We start from the raw sequence: 21,306 nt of genomic DNA on the forward strand, positions 1-21,306 counted from the left end.
CTCACAACGGGATTTTGGCCCGGCACACGGTCAGCACCTGGTGCCGAAGCCAGCGATGCACCGCGTCGGCTTCCAGACGTGGATGCCACATCTGCGACACCGTGATCTTGCCGGTTGCCACCGGTAGTTCGAATGCAAACGTGGAGCGCGGGGTCGCCGTTTCGCGGTACTCCGGCTGGTTGTGCAGGAACGAGGCGGGCACCAGCGCGATCAGGTCCGACGCGCGCGCCACGGTCAGCGCGGCCGGGAAACTCGGTACCATCGCGACGATCGTTCTCTCCAGGCCTAGCGCGGCCAATGCTTCGTCGACGGGTCCCGTCGCGCGCTCGTGACGCGACGCCACCACGTGACCGAAGGACACATAACGTTTCGCCGTGACCTTGCGCACCGATTCGAGCGGATGTCCCTTTCGGACCACACCCAGAAAACGATCGCGGAATAGCGCCTGAATCCGCACTTCCGGTCCCATTTCACCGAGCACGCCGATCTCCAGATCGGCCGAACCCTTACGCAGGTAAGCGTCAGTCTTTTCGATCTTCGCTGCGAAGCGCAGGCACACGTGCGGCGCGACGGCGGTCACGGCGGCGATGAGCGGTGCGCCGAACGCTTCCACGAAACCGTCGTTGGCGCGGATCGTGAACGTGCGCTGCAGCGTGGGGAAATCCGGCTCGGCGGTCGATGGCGCGAGCAGGTCGCGAGCCTCGTGAACCGCGTGATGAGCGCGCTCGCGCAATGCTTCGGCATGCGGCGTCAATACCATGCCCCGGCCTGCGCGAACCAGCAGAGGGTCGCCCGTGGCATCGCGCAGGCGGGTCAGCGTGCGGCTCATTGCCGACGCACTGAGTCCGAGTCGACGCGCGGCGCCGGCCACGCTGCCGTCGGCGAGCAGAACGTCGAGTGCAATCAGCAGATTGAGGTCGGGAGCGGGCATGCCGGATCGTAGCATGGCCGTTCGTGACATGGCGTCTGGTGCAGGTTATCAGTGCATTCGTTGCGTCTTCCGCCTCATCCCGCACATCGATAAAGTAGTCGGCGTGATTCAATAAACAGGAGTTGGCCATGCAGAAAACAGTGTTGCTGATTGGCGCGAGCCGTGGTCTCGGCTTCGCGATGGTCGAGGAGTATCTCAAACGCGGCTGGCGCGTGATTGCTACGGGACGTAACGGATCGACGGAAAAACTGGACCGGCTCGCCAGCACGTCGAACGGTGCGCTCGAAGTCGAGAACGTCGATATCACGTCGCCGCAGCAAGTGGCCGCATTACACGACCGTCTCGCGGCGCGCTCGCTCGACGTGCTGTTCGTGAATGCCGGTGTCAAGAACGACGACGGCGAAACCATCGCGGATGTCTCGACCGAAGAATTCGTGCGCGTGATGGTGACCAATTCGTTGAGCCCGATGCGCGTCGTCGAAGCGTTTCAGGACCTGGTGCGGACCGCCGGCACGATCGGCGTGATGTCGTCGGGGCAGGGCAGCGTGGCGAACAACGTCAACGGTCACTACGAGGTGTATCGCGGCAGCAAGGCGGCGCTCAACATGTTCATGCGCAGTTTCGCCGCGCGCCATCGCGACGATTCGAGAACCCTGTTGTTGATGGCGCCGGGTTGGGTTCGCACGGACATGGGCGGTCCCGGTGCGCGTCTGAGTATCGAGGAGAGCATTCCGAATCTGCTGAACACGATGGAAGCGCATGCAGGGCAGTCGGGCTTGCACTACCTGGATTATCTCGGACGGGTCGTTCCCTGGTGAAGATGCGGAGAGCTTGAATAACGACAGCGCATTCAAAACTCCCAATAAGGCGGCGTGCCGATTCGCTCGATCAGAAAGTCGGACAACATTTTGACTTTGCGTGAGCGCAGCCGGCTCTCAGGAAATACGAGGTGTATTTCGGAAGGCTCAGGTTCCACCGAGGCCAGCCAGTCGGGCAGCAAACGCACGAGCTTTTTCGTCCTGAAGGCTTGCGCGTCGTACAGCCAACTGGGAAACAGCACGACGCCCTGACCTTCCAGCGCGGCGGCCACCAGTACCTCGGCATTGTTGCTGCGGAGGTCGCCGCTAATTTCGAACGGGCGATAGTGCGGGTCGCCCGGACGGCAGAAATACCAGCGCTGTACGCCGAGATGTCCTTTGTAGATGAGGCAATTGTGCGCGGCCAGATCGTCCGGCCCGGATGGCGTGCCTGCCTGTTTCAGATAGCCCGGACTGGCGCATACCAGATACCGCTGCGGTCCCAGCGTTCGTGCCACGAGGCTCGAATCGGCCAGCTTGCCGATCCGCACGGTGACATCCGCACCTTCCTGGATGGGGTCCACGAAAGCGTCGGTCAACATGAGCTCGATCGAGAGTTCGCGGTGTTCGCGCTGGAACGCTGCGATCAACGGCGCAATGTGCCGCCGTCCGAGCGCGACGGGCGCATTGACGCGCAGTAATCCGCGCGGCGCCGCATCTTTATCCGCGGCCATTTCGGTGGCTGCGTCCAGCAGTTCCAGCGCCTCTCTCACCTGCACGTAATAGCGCTCGCCGGCCTCGGTGAGCCTCACTGCTCGCGTATGCCGGAACAGCAGTCGCTGCCCGATGTCCTCTTCGAGCGACGCGATATATCGCGACACCGACGAGCCCGGCACACCGAAGTGCCGCGCCGTGTCGATGAAGCTTCCTGTTGCCGCGACGTGCACGAACAGCCGCAATGCCTTGATCTGCATGGAGTTGTCGAAAAAGCATTAGTGATTTCGCATTCTGCATGATTGTCCCGATAAATGCATCGACATACTATGCGTGCTTTCTCGGGAGCAGGCAATGAACGTGTTGTTGTTACCGCTGGTCGTTCTGGCCGGCATGGGCTTGTCGGTGGAGGCGGGTCTGCTCGGGCCGCTTGGGCAGGAAGTCGGTCATGGCTGGGCCACGCTCGGCATCTTCGCCATGGGATCGCTGTTGCTGAGCTTCGGGCTCGTGTTCAACCGCGCAAAGCTGGGCGCGCTGTTTTCGCAGCCTCGCTGGATGCTGACCGGCGGCGTGCTGGGACCCGTCTACGTTCTCGCGCTGACGCTGGCCACACCGCACATCGGGGTCGGTATGACGATGGTCGGCATTCTGTTCGGACAGGTGGCGGCGAGTCTCGTCATCGATCATCAGGGTTGGCTCGGCAGTGCCCGCCGGGCAGTCGACCGTTACCGCGTCGGCGCGCTGGCCGCGATTCTCGCCGCGCTCTGGCTGATTCATTGAAGGAGCAGAACCATGTTCATTGCAATGCTGATTCTGGTGGTCGCGAGCGGCGCCGTGCTGTGCGCGCAATCGGCGATCAACGGCCGGCTTGGAAGTACAGTTGGCGTGCTCGAAAGTGCGTGGCTGACGTTCACGCTAGGCGCGCTGATTACCTTCGTGATCGCGTTCTTTACGGAAGGGCCGCACGCGCTGACGGTGTTCAGCGTTCCGCGCTGGCAGATGACGGGCGCGTTCTTCGGCGTGATCTATATGCTGGTGATTGTGTTTGCGATGCCGCGAGTGGGCACGGCGGCGGCGACGGTTGCGGTCATTAGCGGACAGCTATTGATGAGCTTGCTGATTGACAATTTCGGTTGGCTCGGTAATACGGTGATCGAACTCGGCACACGACGTTATGTGGCAATCGCGTTGCTCGGCGTGGCGCTGGCGCTTATCTACCGGAGCAATGTGGCGAGCGAACGGAATGCCGGGCGGAGGCGGAGCGCTGCATCGCGGGAGTTGTCTGCGATCGAGTAGGGATCGGCTAGTAGAGGGGGATTGGTTTATCCACGACTATCCCACCTCGACGCGATTTCTCCCCGACTTCTTCGCCCTATAAAGCGCGCGGTCCGCGCGGGTCATCAGGTCGTCGACGTTCCGCTCGCCGGCCTCGCGCGTCACCACGCCGATGCTCACGGTAAACGGAATGGGTTTGAGCCGCCAGGTATGCTCGAAGTCCTGCTTTTCGATGCGTTCGCGCAGCGCCTGCGAAATCGTGTACGCAAGCGCGGCATCGGCGCCGGGCAACGCCGCGACGAATTCCTCGCCGCCCCAGCGAGCGAACAGATTGGATTCGCTCGTCATCGACAACGCGACTTTTGCGAGTACTCGTAGAACTTCATCGCCAATGTCGTGGCCATAACTGTCGTTGATCTTCTTGAAGAAGTCGATGTCGAGAATGAAGACGGACAGCACCTGCCCGGTGTCGAGTACTCTCTCGACGAAATCCAGAAATTCGCGGCGATTCGGCAAGCCGGTCAATGTATCGGTCACGGCCTGTTTTTTCAGCAGTTCCATGTGCCGGGCACGGTCGGTGATATCGCGCACGACCGCCGTAAATTCAGTCTCGCCCTCGACGTCGATTTTGGAAATGGCGATTTCGACGGGAATGACGGAACCGTCCCGATGCTGCCCGTACACGCTATTGCTTTCGTCCATGCGTGGCGGGGTGGTTTGCCGCAAGGTCGTCAACGACGAGTCCGCAAACTTCTGCACGTTACGCGGATGATTGGCGCGAAACCTTTCCGGTAGCAGCGTGACGATAGGCTGCCCGATTATCTCGGCCGACGTGTAGCCGAACAGGTTCTCTGCCGCACGATTGAACAGCGTGATGTTGTGGTGCTGATCGATAGTGACGATCGCGTCGTAAGCCGAGTTCACCACCGCGCTATAGCGTGAGGCGCTGACTTCACGCTCGCGTGTCGAGGTTAGGGCCTGCGCCATTGGAAGGCCGGTCAGGACAACCTCATACGCGCGCCCGTCGCCATTCTCATGGGGACTCGGTTCGAAGGAAAGCCGCCATCGTTGCATACCTGCATGACTATCGAAAGCCAGTTCGACTCTTTGCGTCACGCCAGACTTCAGGCATGCCGCGAGATTCTCGTGAAGTACAGTGTGTCGGTCGGCCGGAACCAGCGTGTCGAGTGCAATGGGAAAACCCGTGGTGTCCGCGTGCACCGCGCCCGTCATGCGGAAAAAGGACGCATTGCAACTGCGAACGGCAAATTCGCTGCGCTCATCGCGCACGACGACGGCAACACTGATCACTACGTCTTCTGCGAACTCGTGCGGGTTGCTGGGCGAATCTGACATTGTCTTACCTTACGAAATCATTAGCTGGTTCGATCGCATATAACTCTGGGGTAATTGTTGCATAACCGGTCTTTCCGGAACGCTCTAACTCATTGCAATTAGCAATTAGCAATGTTCACGCGGAGCCTTTAGCGGCAAACGCTTCCCGAGCGGACTCCACTTTCTCCCGGTTATCTGCGGCCCATTTGAGAATGGCACGCAAGTGGGGTTCCAGGGAGCGTCCTAGCGGCGAGATTTCGTAGAGCACCGCCAGGGGCGCAGTGCTCACGACCGAACGCGTAATAAAGCCGTTGGCTTCGAGCCGACGCAGGCATTGAGTCAACGCTTTCTGGGTGACACCTTCATTGGCTCGACGCAGTGCATTGAATCGCATCGGCCCATTACACAGGTAACCGAGAACCAGAAGAGACCATTTACTCGTAATCTCTTCCAATACCAGACGATTCAATTCGAGGTCTTCAGGAGAGGGTTCTGACATTGACTGGGATACTCCATGCTACCAGGTAGCATTCAGGTGCGTAATTGTGCTCAGGTATCAAATGTATACCATGGTCGCTCCCAGGAACACGGAGAGCAAAAATGTCGTTGAACAATCAGGAAGCCGGGCAACGCGCAGCGTCCCGCAAAACCGTACTCGTCTTTGGCGCGACGGGTCAGCAGGGCGGTGCAGTCGCTCACTCGCTCCTGGCAAAAGGGTGGGCAGTTCGGGCGCTCGTCCGCGATCCGGCTAGCGGGAAAGCGAAGGCGCTTGCGGCAGAAGGCGTGGCGTTATTGCAAGGCGACTTCTCGGACAGCGCGTCGATCCGCAAGGCCATGACAGGTGCTCACGGTGTATTCAGCGTGCAGCCGAGTTCGGGACAGGGGGCTTTGTACGGCATCTCCGACGAGCAGGAGATTCGTTATGGCAAGACCATTGCGGACCTGGCGGTCGAGACCGGCGTCCAGCATCTCGTCTACTCGTCGGTCAATGCTGCCGGTCCCGAGAAGACGGGCATGGGCCATTTCGACAGCAAGGCGGAAATCGAAGCGTATATCCGCAGTCTCGACATTCCCAGTACGATCATTCGTCCGTCGGGCTTCATGGAGCTTCTGATGCTGCCCGGCATGGGACTCGACAAGAACATTTACACGTCGTTTTTGCGGCCCGAGCAGACGGGGCAAGTCATCGCGGTTCAGGATATTGGAAAGATCGTTGCGACGATCTTGTCCGCGCCTGAGCGTTTCGTCGGCCGGACCATTGAAATTGCGGGCGACGAACTGACGGGCCTGCGCCTGCAGGACAGCCTGAGTCGCGCGGCAGGAAAGCCGATTGCGTATTACCGTTTCCCCGATAGCCTGCTCGAAGAGAACGCGTTTCTCGGCCGCCTTGCGGCTCTATTCGACGACGGTCGGCTCGCGGGGCATGCGGACCTGCCGGCTCTGAGAGCCGAATTCGGTCCGCTGCTGAGCTTCGACGAATGGCTGGCGGGTCCGGGCAAAGCGCTTTTCGAAGCCGCCCTTCGGGCAGACGACGCGCCAATCGCTTTGCGTTGACCGCTTATTGCAACTGCGTGTAGAAACCCGCTTATCGCAGCCCGCGCACCGCCTCGAACACCCGCCCGAAGAACCCGTCCGCATGATCCGGATTGAGCCAACGCACGATAACGGCAAGACGCACCGACGGTTCGATCCACATGAACGAGCTGCCCGCGCCGACGCCGAAATAGCTCGTTGCCGGCACGCTCGGGAACATCTTCTGCGCGGTGTTCAACCACACCAGCAAACCATAGAACGGCGCGATCGCACACGGCGTGCGCATGCGGGCGATCCACGCCTGCGAGAGCACGCGTCGTCCGTTTGCGACGCCGTCGTCGAGCAGCATCTGCGCGATCTTCAACTGATCGTTCGCGCCGATCGACATGCCGCCGCCCCAATGCGTGCCGCCCGGTACCGACTGCACGCGCTGGCCGCCGATTTCGACCCATGCGTTGTCGTAACCGACCCAGCGCCAGTCGTCGCTCGCGCCGCAAGGTCGCGCGATGGTGTCGCGGAACACGTCGGGTAGCGGGCGGCCGAACAGATGCAGCAACGCGAGCGACAACTGGTTGATTCGCACGTCGTTGTATTCCCAGAACGTGCCGGCTTTTTGCAGCGGTCTTAGATCGCCCTTGTTGCCCGCCGGCGGTTCGCCGAACGTGACTGCGCGATAGTGGTCGGCCTGGTCCGAGAGGCCGAAGCAGCTGCCTTGCCATTCGCTCGTCTGTTGCAGCAACTGCGTCCAGGTAATGGCGGCGTTGTGCTCGTCGTCGAAGCCGATGCCGGGCACGCGAACGCGAACCGCTTCGTCGGGATCGGGTAACAGACCCTGATCGTGCGCAACACCCGCGAGCAATGCGAGATAAGTCTTGGCGATGCTGAACGTCAGGTCCGCGCGATCCGGCTCGCCCCACGTGGTCAGCACGCGCCCATCGAGCGCGATCGCACCGGACACCGGACCGCGGTCGTGCACGGGACCGAGCAGTGTGTTCCAGGGCGCGGGGTCTTTGACATGGACGCCCCAGTTGCCGGTGACTTCGCGGTCCCAAGTCGATTCGTGATCGATGGAAAACCGGATTGCCTGCTGCAATGCTTCATTCATGGTCGAACACCTGATTGGTTTTTCAGAACTCGCTGACGTTCAGCGTACGGCAAGGCGACGGCGCGCCCACACCAGCGTGAACAGACTGATGACGGCGGCGAACATGAGATACAGGCCGGGCGCGAGGTTGTTGTGCGTGGCGGCGATCAGCGCGGCCACGGCAACCGGCGTGAAACCGCCGAAAATCGTCGTGCCGATGTTATACGCGAAGGCCATGCCGGTGGTGCGCGTCTCGACCGGGAACAGATCGGCCATCAGCGCAGGAATCGGCGCGAAGTAAGTGGCTTTGAGCAGCGCGACCCAGATCACGACGATCAGCAGCATCGGCAGCGACGGATGCGCGTTCACCAGCATGAAGGCCGGATACACCGTGAGAAGAAACAGCACGCCCACCGGCAACATGATGCGCAACCGCCCGACCTTGTCCGACCAATGGCCCACGAGCGGCACCAGCGCCATCATGATGAACCCGGCCACCAGCGTCGCGATGAAGCCCGACGACGGAGACAGTCCGAGTTGACGCGTCGCATACGTCGGCATGTACAGCAGCATGTAATTGGCGGTCGTGGTCAGCACCAGCGAACCGATCGACACGAGCACGCGTTCCTTCTGCGTGGCGAGCAGCACACGGACCGGCGATTCGAGTTTTTGCGCATGCTCGAATTCAGGCGTCTCGTCCATGCGACGACGAATGTACAGACCGATCGGGCCGATCAGCATGCCGAACAGAAACGGAATACGCCAGCCCCAGCCTTCGAGTTGCGCCGGTGTCAGCATGCCGGTCAGCACCGCGCCGAACAGCGAAGCGAGCAGCGTGCTCGCGCCCTGGCTCGAGAACTGCCAGCTCGACATGAAGCCGCTGCGTTCCGGCGCATGTTCGACGAGGAAAGCCGTCGAACTGCCGAACTCGCCGCCCGCGGAAAATCCCTGCAGAAGCCGCGACAGGAACACCAGAATGGGAGCTGCGAGGCCGATGGTCGCATACGACGGAATCACCGCGACCAGCCCCGTGCCGATGGTCATCATCGTCAGGGACAGCGTGAGGGCCGCCTTGCGTCCGTGGCGGTCGCCATACGAGCCGAGCACGAGCGCGCCGACGGGTCGGGCCAGATACGAGAGCGCGAACGTGCCGAGCGTGAGCAGCAACGAAACGGTGTGGTCCTGCGTCGGAAAGAAGAGCCGTGAGAGCGTCGACGCGAAATAGCCGTAGACCACCAGATCGTAGAACTCCAGCGCATTGCCGATCGACGTCGCCGCGATGAGCCGGCCGATATGGCGCGGCTGTGCCGTGTCGTGCGATGTGTCGATAGCGGAGGTATCAGTGCTCATGACGGCGGGCTCCAGTGAGTTGACGGGGCAGGCTTGCCGCAGGGTTGTGATCCGACGCGTCGCTTTCGCGCGAGCCCAGGTCCCAGTACAGGCCGGCCATGATGCGCAAACCTTCGCGAACCACCGGCGCGAGCAGATGCTCGTTCGGCGCGTGCTGCGAGCAGCCGGGATACGAATGCGGCACCCACAGCGTGGGCATGCCGAGCACATCGGCGAAGACGTCGTTGGGCAGCGTGCCGCCCAGGTTGGGCAGCAGCACCGGCGCCGCCCCGGTGGTCTGCGTGAGCGAGCGCAACGCCCACTGCACCCAGGCGTTCTCCGGATCGACGCGCGTGGCGGGCATGCCGCGCTCCACTTCGACGTCCACCATCGTGAAACCGTGTGCGTCCAGATGACGGCGCACGATACCCGCGAGATCGAGCCAGTCGGTGCCGACCACGAAGCGCAGTTGCATGTGCGCGAAGGCGGCCGGCGGAATCGCGTTGACCGGTTTTTCCGGATTGCCCGTGCTGAACGCGAGCACTTCGAGATTGTTCCAGCCGAACACCCGCTCGGCCGGTGTCAGGCCCGGCTCGCCGTAATCGGCGTCGACGTCCGGTTCGCCCGGATTGCCGCCGACGGTGATGTCGGTCAGCGCGCGCCGCACGGACTCCGGCACGGGCGGCGGACGCAGTCCGTCGATGGTGATCTTGCCGTGTTCGTCGACCATCGACGCAATCGCGTTCGCGAGCACGATGCCCGGATTGCGCAGCAGGCCGCCCCAATTGCCCGAATGATGCGCACCGTCGCGCAGTTTCACATCGAGCCGGAAGTTGATCACGCCGCGCGAACCGAGGAACAGCGTCGGCCGCGATGCGGCGAGTCGCGGGCCGTCGGACGCGATCAGCACGTCGGCGGCAAGCTCGTCGCGCAACTGTTCGCACAGTGTGCGTAGGCCGGGTGAGCCGACTTCCTCGCCGGTCTCGAATAGCAGCTTGAGGTTGAAACCGAAACGCCCGCCGCGTGCTTCGCGTGCGGCAGCGAGTGCCGCGAGATTGATGCTGTGCTGACCTTTGTTGTCGGCGGTGCCGCGGCCGTACCAGCGCTCGCCGTCGACAATGACCTGCCAGGGCGAGCGGCCCTGCGCCCATTGCGCGTCGTAGCCGCGTACCACGTCGCCGTGACCATAGCCGAGCGCGGTCGGCAGATCGTCGCCTTCGTGCAGATGCGCAATCAGGAACGGGCCGGCGCCGGCATGCGGGTTGTCGACGATGCGGCAGGCGAAGCCCCATGCCTCCAGCAGAGGTGCAAGTTCTTCGTCGAGATAGGCGCGCAATTGCGCGTGACTGCCAGGCTCCTGGCTTTCCGTGCGCAACGCGACGCGGCGGCGCAGGTCTTCGAGAAACGCGCCGGAATCGTAATGCTGCTCGGCAAGTTGAATAGCGGTGTCGCGCGTCACTGTGGTCTCCGTCGGAAGCTTGAGGGGCGGTCGACGGGCATCGGGAGCGCGCGTTCGGCCGTCGTGGAAGACCCATGCTGGGGTGGCCGATATTTCTGAACAATTACAATATTTCTCAGTAAGCTTTGCCAAAACGGCAAAGCTCGGCCGTCCTGTTTTTTATCGACGCCAGACGTCTTAGGGTTTTCATGGATCAGACAGCGCTGCGTTATTTTCTCGAAGTCGCTCGCAACGGATCGCTCAGCAAGGCGTCGGAGCGGCTCTTCGTGGCGGTCTCGGCACTCAGCCGGCAGATCGGCAAGCTCGAAGACCAGATGGGCACGCCGCTTTTCGAGCGGCGTCCGCGCGGCATGGTGCTGACCGACGCCGGCCGGCTGCTCGCGAATCACGCGCGGCGCAGCGCGCTCGAAGACGAACGGATTACCGGCGAGATTCGCGGCCTGAGCGCAACCGGTCGCGTGACGCTGCGGATCGCCAGTTCGGAAGGCATCGCACCGGATTTTCTGCCGCAGGTGTTTGCATATTTCCTCAAGTCGTATCCGGGCGCGCATTTTCAGCTCGACGTGTCGGCACCATCCGTGGCGACGCAACGCGTGCGCGAAGGGACTCACGACGTTGCCGCGTGTTTCAGCATGGCGCCGGAAAAGGACGTGCAGGTTCATTACGCGCAGCGCGCGCCGGTGTATGCGTTGATGCGGCAGAGTCATCCGCTGGCCTCGCGCGACAGCGTCTCGCTGGCCGATCTGATGTCCTGGCCGTTGGCGCTGCCTAACCAGGGTGTGACGTTGCGTCAGTTATTCGACATTGCCTGCAGTCTGGAAGAGGTGATCGTCGAGCCGGTTTTCACGAGCAACTATCACGTCGCGTTGCAGAATTTCGTGCGCCATACGAATGCGATTTCGCTGACTGGTTATCTGACGGTGAGGGGACGGCTGGAGTCGGAGGGACTGGCCGTGGTGCCGGTGTCGAATGCCGAGTTGCATCAACGGACGCTGCAGGTGCAGACGATGGCGGGGCGAACGCTGCCGCAGGCGCTTGGCGCGTTTATCGACCTGTTGACGCGGGCGATCGAGAGGCCGGAGTTGCTGGATGGGGTTTGAGTGGAGGCAGGCCAGAATTCGCCATTGATTCGCCATAATTAAAAAAAATCTATAAAATTCAACAAACAACTCGCTTTGATATTCGCCACATGCATGCCAGCAACATGATCGAGCCGGCCTTCCCCAACGACGTGGAACTGATCCCGCTGCTCGAAAAAGTCACGGATCTATCCACGGGGTGCGCCAGGCTCTCCACCAGCATTGGCCAGCCTTCGAGAAATGCGCTCGAGCCACTATTGCGGGCGATGAATTCGTACTACACCAACAAGATCGAAGGGCAGCAGACGTATCCAGCCGATCTGGAGGCGGCGATCCAGAAACGGTTTTCGCCCCAGCACGACATTCATCGACGCCAGCAACTGGCCATCGCACACATGGAACTCGAAACGAAGTTCGAGCCCATCGCAGTGAACTCCCCGTGGGCCGTCCAGTTCGATGAAGCCTGGCTTTGCAGGCTCCATGGGGACCTGTACGAAAGCTTGCCCGAAACATCCCGCGTGATTCTGGATGCCAGCGGCCAAAGTCGAGGCGTGCTTCAGGCGGGGGCGCTTCGAACGATCGATGTGACGGTCGGCACGCATCTCGCCCCGTCGCCCGAAATGCTGTCCGACCTGTTGCGGCATTTTGCATTTCGCTACGGTGTCGAAAACTACTCGATAAGCAGGAAAATCATCGCGGCCGGCGCGGCGTTGCACCGGCTTTCGTGGATCCATCCCTTCCCCGACGGCAATGGCAGAATCAGCCGGCTGCAGAATCATCTGCTTCTCTCGCACCTTCGATTGACGAACGGACTCTGGTCGCCGATGCGAGGCCTCGCACGCCGTCAGGACGACTATTACGCGGCGCTCGCCGCGGCGGACAGTCCGCGCAGAAACGATCTCGATGGACGTGGCAATCTCAGTTCGAGTGGCCTCGCCAGATTTGTCGATTTCTGGCTGGATGTCTGCATCGATCAGGTGTCGTTCATGACGGCGCAACTCGATTTCGGCACGCTGGAACATCGTTACAGCAGCTTTGCGCTGCAGATCGTGCATGACTTCGGACGCGTCATGTCGTCCGCGCGCGGTGCGATTCAGGCGGAACCGCTGGGACGGGCGCTGTATCGCCTGTTTCAACTCGGGCGACTCGAACGCGGTGAGTTTAAAGCGATGCTCGGCGCGTCGGACAGAACGGCATCGCGAATGGTGGCCCAACTCATCGACTGGCAATTGCTGAAGAGTCAAAGTCGAACCGGGGCGCTCGAACCGGGACTGCCGTTTTTCAGTTTGCGCTTCCTGTTTCCTGGCCTGTGGCCCGAGGCCGAGGGCGTGCCGGTCCCGGTACCCGTATCGAGTGGCAAATCGCGCGACTAATCCCCACCCCCATTCAGCACGATCGCAAACCTCGCCTCCTCACCGACCCGTTCCACCTCCAGCGTGCCGCCCAGGCCGCTGGTAATCGCGTTGGCGATATAAAGCCCTAACCCGAGCCCGGCCTTATTACGCAGATTCCTCGCCGACGCGGCGTTCAACGGCAACGTCATCGCCCCCGGTTGAAACATCGAGTCGGGCAGCAGCCGGTTCGTGATTTCGATGCGCCGGCTATTGCCGCTACGCCGCGCGCTCACGTGAATTGGAAAGCGCAGGTCGCCGTGATGCCGCGCGTTGCTCAGCAGATTCGACATGGCCTGCATCAGACGGTCTGCATCGGTGGGCCAGTCGCCGAGGTCGTCGATGGTCACGCTCATCTGCACGCCGGGATACGACTCGCGCTCGTGTTCGAGTGCGGCTTCGAGCAGCGGCGTGAGCGCGTTCTGGCGAATGTCCATGGTCAGGCCGATGCCCGTGCGCAAACGGCTCACATCGAGGATGTACGAGATCAGCGACTGCATGCGCCGCGACGAGTATTCGATCCGCTTCGCGCCGACATCGCTCGAAATGAGACCGCGTCCGAGCAGCGTCACGACCATGTTGATAGCCTGCAGCGGATCGCGCAGGTCGTGTCCCATGATGGCCAGCAGCGTGGCGCGTTCCTGTTCGGCCGCGCGAATGTGGGCGAAGGCGACCGTCTGCAGGATCGCGCGCAATTCGCGCGCGGCAAAGCGGTCGGTCGCGGCCCATGCCCGGCTGCTGCCGCGCACCGTTTCGCGCCATACCTCGAACGATTTGCGCGGCCGCAGATGGCCGCCATTGCCCGCAGCGTCGTCGGGTCGATCCGGTTGTCCGGCCCACTCGACGGTTTCGACCAGTTCCGCGCGCCACCAGACGATGGTGATGGGCAACGTGTTATCCAGTTGCAACGCGAGAATGCCGGGCATGTCGCCGATCCCGGTGCGAAGGCCCGCGAGTTCGGGCGCGTCGCGCGAAACGGAATCCGTTGCAAACACATCGAGTTTGCGGACGGTCAGATAGTCGGCCACCTTCAGCGCGGCCGCCCGGTCGAACTCGGCCGGAAACGAGCCGACGCGCTGGCCTACCAGTACCGACAACGCATCGGCTTCCACCAGTTCGCTGATCTCGCGATGGGCGGCCAGCAGTCCCGCGGTCGGGTCTTGCGCGGATGACAGCGCGCTCGCCACCTGGCCGCGCAGCGTTTCGATACGGCGCTCGGCGTGTGCGCGCTGCGACAGCTCGTTGCGTTCCACGGCGAGCGATAAGACCTGCGCGAGCACGACGCAGGACACGCGCACCGCGTGCGGCACCGACAACACGCGAGTGTGATGACACGCAATGAGTCCCCACAGCTTGCCGTCGACCACGAGCGAGACGCTCATCGACGCCGCCACGCCCATGTTCTGCAGATACTCGATGTGGATTGGCGAGACGCTGCGCAAAATCGAATTGCTCAGGTCCAGCGGCGTGTCCTGCCTCGTTTCGGCCATCTCGATCGCGACGGGCGGCGCCGCGACATCGGCGATATGGCGGATCGGATTGAGCACGTACAGTTGCCGGGCCTGAGCCGGGATATCGCCGGCGGGATAGCGCAGGTTCAGATACGGCGTGAGATGCGCCGAGCGGGTCTCGGCGCTCACCGTGCCGCTGCCGTCGGGCAGAAACCGGTAAGCCATCACGCGGTCGAAGCCGGTGAGGATCTGTATCGCGTCGGTCGCGACGGCCAGCAATTGCTCGAGCGAGGCCGACGCGCCGCGGTGCAACTGCGCGATGCTCCGTTCCACCAGCTTGGCGTAGTGGGTCGTGGACGGCGCATCGGGCGGTTTGGCTTCCCATTCCGCGAGCAGCGTCGCGTTCGACCAGTGCAACGTGAGTTCGAACAGTTGGCCTTTGCCGCCGGTACAGGCCAAGGCATCCAGCTTCAGATCGGAATCGTTCAGTGCCCGGGCGATGGCGTCGCGTGCAACCGGGTCGAAGTGCCTGCCTGTTACCGCCGTGCCCAACGCGGGGACGCGGCCTAACTGTGCGGCGGCGTTGGCCGAACGCGCCACTACGCGGCCGTCGCGATCGAACGCGACCAGCGCGCCATGCTCCTGAATCAGGCCGAGCGCATGGATCGGTTCGCTATCGCAGTTTTCAATGGATGATGCCATGGGCCGGCTGGGTGGCCTCGGGGTTGACTGTCTCAGGTTGGGACCGCGAAGCACACGCCGGGTCGCAGGCAGTGTGAAGGTGGGTTCATGGCCGGGGCAAGGTGGCCGGGTTCGAACCCGGTCGGAACCCGGCGGTGAAGACGCGTCTCGGGATAGGACGGCCTCCTGACTATCTGTGAACGGAAACGCTCACAGAGTCTCCCATCATCGCCACCACATAGCAACCTCTCATATAGCGCGCCGGCCGTGCGGTTTACCGGGCCGGGTGCTTGGCCTGCCAGCCCTTCAGGAACGCGACTTCATCACGCTGCGCCTTGATGATGTTGCGGGCGAGTCGCTTGAGGTCCGGATCCTTGCCGTATTTCAACTCCACTTCCGCCATATCGATCGCGCCCTCGTGATGCGGAATCATATGCGCGACGAAGTCCTGGTCCGCGTTGCCGGTGTAGGCGGGGGCGCTCATGCCGTGCATCATTTTTTCGTCGGCGGTTTTGAATGCGGGAGTGGATTCGCCGCCCGCTGCTGCGGAGTCGGAGCCGGAGTCAGAGTCGGCCGGATGGGACATGTCCATGCCGGGCATCGACGCATGTTGCTGCGCGTAAAGCGGTGCGCACGCCAATGCCAGGGCAGCGACGCTGAAGAGACCGAGAGCGCGAAGGTTTTTCATAGTGAATGTCCATGGTGGGAAACGATCCGGTTGACCGGGGCCGAGCGAGACTATGTCGCGTGAGCCCGCCGGGCGCAACAGGCAGAACGTAAGCTTGAAGCTTCCCACGGCGGGAAGGTCAAGCTTTTCGGCTCGAACTTGGGACAAGTCCTAGAGACGCACGCCTGGCGCGAATCGATAATCGACGCCCGTCACCGGCCGCCCAAAGCGCCGCCTCAATGCCACCTTTCCCCCCGACTATGCCGACCGACCCGACTGCGCTTTCCGATACGCTCGCCCGCTGGTACGACGAGGCCGAACAGGCCCGCCTCGAAGGCCTGGCCGACGCGGCACGCTCGGGACTCGAGCGGATTCTGGCCCACGATCCGCGTCATCCGGGCGCGTTGTTCTCCTGCGGCCTGCTGGCCTTCGACGCGAAGCAGTTCGACGGCGCGTACGAGTGGGTGTCGCGCGCCATCGAGGTCGCGCCACAGGCCGCGTTCTACGACGCGCTGTGTGTCGTCCAGATCAAGCGGCGCGCATTCCCGAGCGCCGTGGAGGCGGCCCGCGAAGGCCTCGCGCTCGATCCCACGTCGCGCAATCTGCACTATTGCCTCGGGGTGGCGTTGCAGGTGTCGGGACACCCCGAAGAAGCCGCGCTCGCCTATCGCCGGCTGCTCGAACTCCAGCCGGACGATGCGCAGACCCGTGCGCAGACCCGTGCGCAGGCGCATGCGAATCTGGCCGTCGTCATCAAAGATCTCGGTTTTCTGGATGACGCCGAGCGGCATCTGAAACAGGCCCTCGCGCTCGCGCCGGCGAATCTCGGCGCGCGCGCGAGCCTCGCTACCGTGCTGCTGGCTGCCGGTCGCTACGAAGAGGCGTGGCCGCTTTTCGAAGACCGCTGGGCGAATTTCGTCGGCGAGGATGGGAGCCCTGTCGATGCGCGCGTGACACTGCCGATGCCGCAATGGCGCGGCGAACCGGTGCAGGCGGCGGGAGCGCGTCTGCTGGTGTTGCCGGAGCAGGGTCACGGCGACAGTCTGCAGTTCGTCCGCTACCTGCCGCTGGCGCTCGAACGGTTCGAGCGCGTCGGGTATATCTGTCCGCCGTCGTTGCGACGTCTCTACGAAGAGTCGTTATGCGCGCGCTGGCCCGGCCTCGTGATGCTCGACGACACGTGGCCCGAGGCCGCCGACTGGGACTGGCATTGCCCGCTGATGTCGCTGCCGCTGGCGTTCGGCACGCGGCTCGACAGCGTTCCCCATGACGTTTATCTGAATGCCGAACCCCATCGCGTGGCCGTTTGGGGCGAGCGGCTGGCATCGGCCTGGAGTCCGCCATTGCCGCGTGTGGGCATAGTCTGGGCCGGCGGCCATTCCGGCCTGACGGAGGACCGCGCGCGTAGCCTGAGCCCACGGCAGCTGGCGCCGTTGCTGGCGCTCCCCTTCGTGAACTGGATCAGCCTGCAGAAAACCGACGATCCCGCCAAGCGCGCCGACCCGTCGGTACAGGCCCGTCTGATCGATTGCATGGACGCCGTAACGGATTTCGCCGACACCGCCGCGCTCATCGCGAACCTGGATCTGGTAATCGCCGTGGATACCTCGGTCGCCCATCTGGCCGCGGCGATGGGCAAGTCGGTGTGGCTGCTCAATCGCTTCGCCGGTTGCTGGCGCTGGTTGCGCGATCGGGACGACAGCCCGTGGTATCCGGGCGTGCGCATCTTTACGCAGACCCGGCGCGGCAACTGGGACGAAGTGCTGGAACGGGTTTCCGAGGCGTTGCTGCAGAGGTTCGGACGAAGCGCCGAACGAATGGAACGTGCACCGGCTTCGCCATCCCCGTGATATCGCCCGCTCAATCCCGCTTGCCGAGATCGGCGAAACGGATGCAGCGAGCCTCGCAGGCCTCGGCGAACGCGGTGTCGTAGGTCGAGAAAAACACGGTGCCGGTTCGGCCCAGCAGCTTGAAAAGATCGACCAGCGCGGTCCGCGCCGGCGCATCTAGCCCTCCAACCGGTTCGTCGGCGATCAGAACCCGGTTAACGCCCACCGACGCGCCTGTCAGAAACACCTTCTTGCGGGTGCCGAACGACATCTGCTCGAAGCGTTTCTCCAGATGCGGCGTCAGGCCGAAGCGCCCGGCGAGCGCCAGCGTCGTGTCGTCGAGCGTGGTTCCCCGCGCCGCCGCGACTTCCTCGAGATAAGCGCGGCCGGTCTGTTCCGGCTGTGTCATGCAATCTTCGGGCACGTAGGTCAGCACCCGGCTCGCGTCGGCCGACGCCGCGGCCAGCGAGTGGCCGCCGATCCATACCTCGCCGGCATCGGGCGCGAGCGTGCCGGCGAGAATGCCGAGCAGGGTCGACTTGCCGCTGCCGGATTCGTCGTCGAGCGCCACGCATCCCGTGGCCTGCTCGTAGTGCAATCCCTGGAAAATAACGCGCTCGTCGTAGCGCTTGCTGAGGTTGTCGAATCGGAGCATGGATCTGGAGCGAAAGTCGTTGAGGGCGTGCGCCCGGAGTGTAGCAGTGCGCTTGCGAAGCGCATCCGCCGGTCGATTCGGCAATTTTTGCTTTTAGATCCCCCGCATGCGGTATTTTTTCGATGCAATCGTCTCAAAATGAGACGGATGGTAAAGCGTAAGCAAAAAGCTGCGCTAATTTAGCGCCTCGGCGATCCGGCATCAGAAGCTGGACGTCGGAACCATGAGCGGGTACGCCACGCGCCGGGGAAGCGCTAGCGGTAGCCCAACGCTCGCTCAGGGTAACGGCCGAGCAATGCGTGAGTTGAAAAACAGAACGTCAGAAGCGAGGTTAGTCGAGAGAGATCAGATCGATGCGGCACAGCATCGACATCAGATGCCGAGGACCTGAGAGAAATAGTGGCGATGATGCGAACGAGCCCGCAGAGGCTCGTCGCACTTCTCCCATCTGCACCACCTTCCCGATGCAACCCCAACTCAAAACGCCATCTGTCCCTTCCGGCAAAGCGTTGTCCGCTGGCCGCGAGCGCGGTTTCAGTCATTTTGACCGGTTTAATTAGGGCGCGGTTAAAAGTAGATGCGCGCCGTACGCGGCATTTTTAACGCTGATAAACTGTGCCGCGGAGTGCCCGTGCGACCGTGTTCACCGGCGCCTGCTCTCCATGATCCGACCTCGTGAAGGGGCGGATAGACGGTAGAAATGGGCTTTGTCCGTGATTTGCAAGGCGCGCCAGCGCTTCATACTGCACGGTAATGCGAGCTGCTCCAGGGACTCATGGTTGGGCGTCCCACTATCTTGATGAGCCCGCACGGCGTCGCTTCGAACGATTCCTCCCGCCAACCTCTGCCAGCTGACTCAAAACGTACCGGGACCGCGCCTGCGGTCCGCTTTTGGAAGTGACTCATGAAGCCGGGAAAGAACTCGCTTAGGAAAAAACGCGTACGCCAGATCGCGTGCGCCATCGGTGCGGTGCTCGTTGCCACCGTACTTGCATTCAACTTGCCCGGCCAGCGCCCGAAGTCGGACGGCGCCGCGCTCACGGGTCTCGCGAGCCAGATGCGGCACGATCCCACCGCCTGGACGCATGACGAAAAAGACGCTTCACAAATGCTGCGCGATATTCGCGACGCCGACGTCGCCGCGATCGGCGTCAGTCCCAGCGCGATTCTGGTGTCGCGCCGCGATGGTTCGAAATACTTCGTCACCGACCACAACGCGACGTTCTCGCATGCGCTGCTGCTCGGCGAACCCAAGGCCGACCAGGCCGCGGCGCCGTATCAACTGGTCTGGCTGCCCGACGCGGACATTCGCAGCGGCGGCGCGCGCTGGATCGAGGTGTTCGATCAGGTGCGCGATGCCATCAGCGTGTTGCTGCCGCTGTTGCTGATCGGCGGAATGGTGTGGTTCATGCGGCGCGAAATGCGCGGCGGCGCGAGTCTCCTGAGCCGTGCGCCCACACTGCGTTTCGACGACGTGATCGGCGCCGGCGAAGCCAAAGCGGCACTCGCCGATATTCGCGGTTATTTGTCCGACCCGAAGCAGTTCACGGCGATGGGCGTGCGCGCACCGTGCGGCATTCTGATGGTAGGCGGCCCGGGCGTCGGCAAGACGCGGCTCGCGCAGGCGCTGGCCGGCGAATGCGGCGCGAGTTTCATTTCGATCACCGGCAGTTATTTCAGCGCGAAGTACTACGGCGTCGGGATCCAGAAGGTCAAGCATCTGTTCGAGCTGGCGCGCAAGAATGCGCCGACGGTGATTTTCATCGACGAAGCCGACGGACTTGCCAAGCGCACCGATACCGGCGGCGGCCCGGTGGAAGCGGAAAGCAACCGCATCATCAACCAGCTGCTCGCCGAGATGGACGGTTTCGCGTCGAACGAAGGCGTGATCATCGTCGCGGCGACCAACCATCCGGACAATCTGGACGAAGCGTTGCGCCGGCCCGGCCGCTTTGATCGCACGGTGCAGGTGCGTCTGCCGGATCGCGAAGACCGCGCGCGCATTTTCCGTTTTTACGCGGAGAAATTGAAATCCAGGGCTGCGGATATCGACTACGATCAGCTGGCGCGTCTGACTACCGGTCTGTCGCCGGCCACGGTCGCGATGGTCGTGAATCAGGCGGGACTCGTCGCGCGCAAGGCCGGCGATACGCAAATCGCCGCGAAGCATTTCATGGAAGCGATCAAGATTGCCCGTATCGGTGACGTGAGCGGCGCCGAGCGCGCGCTGAGCGAAGACGAGCGCAACCGGATCGCGGTGCACGAAGCGGGGCATGGTCTGGTTGCCGCGCTGCTCGGCACCGGCACGCTGGAAGAAGTGACTATCCTGCCGCGTGGCGGCGCTTTGGGTGTCGCGCTCATCACGAAGCAGCAGGACAAGCATCTGTATCGCGAAACCGAAATTCGCAACGAGATTCAGGTGCTGCTCGGCGGGCGCAACGCGGAGATTCTGTCGTTCGCGGAAGCGTCGAGCGGTGCGGCGTCCGATTTGCAGGAAGCGTCGCGTATCAGCCTCGATATGGTGTCGAAGTTCGGTTTCAATAGCGACGGCGATCTGTTCAGCCTCGCGGCTTTGCCGTCGCAGTACGCGGGTTTGCAGATGAAGGGCGCCATCGAGCAGGCCAACGTGCTGCTCAAGGAACTGAACGAGCTGTGCTACGGCTTGCTGCATGCTTACGAGCCTGTGCTGCGCGCCATCGCCGACGAGTTGCTCGAACAGGAAACCGTGCCGGGCGAGACGGTTTACCGACTGATTCGCGAGCACAAAAGCACCCTCAAGATCGTCCACGAGCCCGCTGCGGCTTGATCCGGACCGAGCGGGGCGGCGCACGCCTCGCTCGCTTCTCACGTTTGCACTTCACTAAGGTTTGCTGGGCTCCGCTTCGCCTTTGGGCGGCAAGGGCTGATCCAGGCCTGGCTCGACGGGTGTGGGAATCGCGTCCCCGATCGGCTTGGAAATCTCGGTGGGCGGGCTGCCCGGGTCTTCTTCGGCGCGGCGCTCGGGTTCGTGCGAGGAATTCTGCGGATGAGTCACGAAGCGTCTCCGGTGGGTGAAGGTGACTCACTTCGAAGCAAGCGGTGTTCCTCGAACACACA

19 protein-coding genes are annotated in these 21,306 nt (G+C 62.8%); 8 read left to right on the forward strand and 11 right to left on the reverse strand.

The genetic code is table 11. The features are described 5' to 3' along the window. Position 1: 1 nt before the first annotated feature. A complete protein-coding gene (locus FQ746_RS29170; RefSeq protein WP_144113260.1) occupies positions 2-931 on the reverse strand; it encodes a LysR family transcriptional regulator in 930 nt (309 codons plus the stop codon). Positions 932-1,059: 128 nt separating this feature from the next. Here FQ746_RS29170 and FQ746_RS29175 point away from each other — a divergent pair, with 128 nt between their 5' ends. Next, complete coding sequence (locus FQ746_RS29175) at positions 1,060-1,749, forward strand: SDR family NAD(P)-dependent oxidoreductase (RefSeq protein ID WP_144113261.1); 690 nt, start codon at positions 1,060-1,062, stop codon at positions 1,747-1,749. 32 nt (positions 1,750-1,781) lie between these two features. Here the strand turns inward: FQ746_RS29175 and FQ746_RS29180 are convergent, their stop codons facing one another. Continuing rightward, positions 1,782-2,702 (reverse strand): LysR family transcriptional regulator, encoded by a 921-nt coding sequence (locus FQ746_RS29180; RefSeq protein WP_144113262.1) that lies wholly within the window; start codon positions 2,700-2,702, stop codon positions 1,782-1,784. A gap of 94 nt (positions 2,703-2,796) precedes the next feature. Here FQ746_RS29180 and FQ746_RS29185 point away from each other — a divergent pair, with 94 nt between their 5' ends. Then, positions 2,797-3,222, forward strand: coding sequence for a DMT family transporter (locus FQ746_RS29185; RefSeq protein WP_144113263.1), 426 nt, complete (start codon positions 2,797-2,799; stop codon positions 3,220-3,222). Between the two features lie 12 nt (positions 3,223-3,234). After that, positions 3,235-3,738, forward strand: a complete 504-nt coding sequence (locus tag FQ746_RS29190; protein ID WP_144113264.1) for a DMT family transporter — start codon at positions 3,235-3,237, stop codon at positions 3,736-3,738. A gap of 36 nt (positions 3,739-3,774) precedes the next feature. Here the strand turns inward: FQ746_RS29190 and FQ746_RS29195 are convergent, their stop codons facing one another. Further along, complete coding sequence (locus FQ746_RS29195; RefSeq protein WP_144113265.1) at positions 3,775-5,073, reverse strand: sensor domain-containing diguanylate cyclase; 1,299 nt, start codon at positions 5,071-5,073, stop codon at positions 3,775-3,777. A gap of 115 nt (positions 5,074-5,188) precedes the next feature. Next, entirely contained in the window at positions 5,189-5,551 is a 363-nt protein-coding gene (locus tag FQ746_RS29200; RefSeq protein WP_144113266.1) for a winged helix-turn-helix transcriptional regulator, read from the reverse strand. Positions 5,552-5,652: 101 nt separating this feature from the next. Here FQ746_RS29200 and FQ746_RS29205 point away from each other — a divergent pair, with 101 nt between their 5' ends. Then, a complete protein-coding gene (locus FQ746_RS29205) occupies positions 5,653-6,606 on the forward strand; it encodes an NmrA/HSCARG family protein (protein WP_144113267.1) in 954 nt (317 codons plus the stop codon). A gap of 31 nt (positions 6,607-6,637) precedes the next feature. Here the strand turns inward: FQ746_RS29205 and FQ746_RS29210 are convergent, their stop codons facing one another. Genes FQ746_RS29210 through FQ746_RS29220 form a run of 3 tightly spaced genes read right to left on the reverse strand, consistent with a single transcriptional unit; the run spans position 6,638 to position 10,457 of the window. Beyond that, positions 6,638-7,690: a serine hydrolase domain-containing protein gene (locus tag FQ746_RS29210; RefSeq protein ID WP_144113268.1), complete on the reverse strand. Its 1,053-nt coding sequence runs from the start codon at positions 7,688-7,690 to the stop codon at positions 6,638-6,640. Positions 7,691-7,729: 39 nt separating this feature from the next. Further along, positions 7,730-9,019: an MFS transporter gene (locus tag FQ746_RS29215; RefSeq protein WP_144113269.1), complete on the reverse strand. Its 1,290-nt coding sequence runs from the start codon at positions 9,017-9,019 to the stop codon at positions 7,730-7,732. Further along, positions 9,009-10,457, reverse strand: coding sequence for a M20 family metallopeptidase (locus FQ746_RS29220; protein WP_144113270.1), 1,449 nt, complete (start codon positions 10,455-10,457; stop codon positions 9,009-9,011). Before FQ746_RS29220 ends, FQ746_RS29215 begins: the two co-directional genes overlap by 11 nt. Before the next feature lie 188 nt (positions 10,458-10,645). Between FQ746_RS29220 and FQ746_RS29225 the strand changes: the two genes are divergently transcribed. Further along, a complete protein-coding gene (locus tag FQ746_RS29225) occupies positions 10,646-11,557 on the forward strand; it encodes a LysR family transcriptional regulator (RefSeq protein ID WP_144113271.1) in 912 nt (303 codons plus the stop codon). Positions 11,558-11,646: 89 nt separating this feature from the next. Next, on the forward strand, positions 11,647-12,909 hold the full coding sequence (locus FQ746_RS29230; protein ID WP_144113272.1) for a Fic family protein: 1,263 nt from the start codon (positions 11,647-11,649) through the stop codon (positions 12,907-12,909). On the opposite strand, the gene FQ746_RS29235 is transcribed toward FQ746_RS29230, so the two are convergent. Both FQ746_RS29235 and FQ746_RS29240 read right to left on the reverse strand, forming a co-directional pair. Then, complete coding sequence (locus tag FQ746_RS29235) at positions 12,906-15,080, reverse strand: GAF domain-containing protein (protein WP_144113273.1); 2,175 nt, start codon at positions 15,078-15,080, stop codon at positions 12,906-12,908. The genes FQ746_RS29230 and FQ746_RS29235 overlap by 4 nt on opposite strands. A gap of 253 nt (positions 15,081-15,333) precedes the next feature. Beyond that, the gene (locus tag FQ746_RS29240; protein ID WP_144113488.1) at positions 15,334-15,747 is read right to left on the reverse strand and encodes a DUF305 domain-containing protein; all 414 of its coding nucleotides are present in this window, start codon (positions 15,745-15,747) and stop codon (positions 15,334-15,336) included. Positions 15,748-15,965: 218 nt separating this feature from the next. Here FQ746_RS29240 and FQ746_RS29245 point away from each other — a divergent pair, with 218 nt between their 5' ends. Next, the gene (locus FQ746_RS29245; RefSeq protein ID WP_260854203.1) at positions 15,966-17,576 is read left to right on the forward strand and encodes a tetratricopeptide repeat-containing glycosyltransferase family protein; all 1,611 of its coding nucleotides are present in this window, start codon (positions 15,966-15,968) and stop codon (positions 17,574-17,576) included. Positions 17,577-17,586: 10 nt separating this feature from the next. Here the strand turns inward: FQ746_RS29245 and FQ746_RS29250 are convergent, their stop codons facing one another. After that, positions 17,587-18,210 (reverse strand): ATP-binding cassette domain-containing protein, encoded by a 624-nt coding sequence (locus tag FQ746_RS29250; RefSeq protein ID WP_144113274.1) that lies wholly within the window; start codon positions 18,208-18,210, stop codon positions 17,587-17,589. A gap of 904 nt (positions 18,211-19,114) precedes the next feature. On the opposite strand from FQ746_RS29250, the gene FQ746_RS29255 reads away from it, so the two are divergent. After that, positions 19,115-21,016 carry an AAA family ATPase gene (locus FQ746_RS29255; protein ID WP_144113275.1) on the forward strand — a complete coding sequence of 634 codons (1,902 nt, stop codon included), beginning with the start codon at positions 19,115-19,117 and terminating at the stop codon, positions 21,014-21,016. Between the two features lie 54 nt (positions 21,017-21,070). Here FQ746_RS29255 and FQ746_RS34935 read toward each other — a convergent pair whose 3' ends face one another. Beyond that, positions 21,071-21,244: a hypothetical protein gene (locus tag FQ746_RS34935; protein WP_186310869.1), complete on the reverse strand. Its 174-nt coding sequence runs from the start codon at positions 21,242-21,244 to the stop codon at positions 21,071-21,073. Positions 21,245-21,306: the final 62 nt, after the last annotated feature.

The organism is Paraburkholderia sp. BCC1886, from assembly GCF_900996245.1.
Taxonomy (GTDB): Bacteria; Pseudomonadota; Gammaproteobacteria; order Burkholderiales; family Burkholderiaceae; genus Paraburkholderia.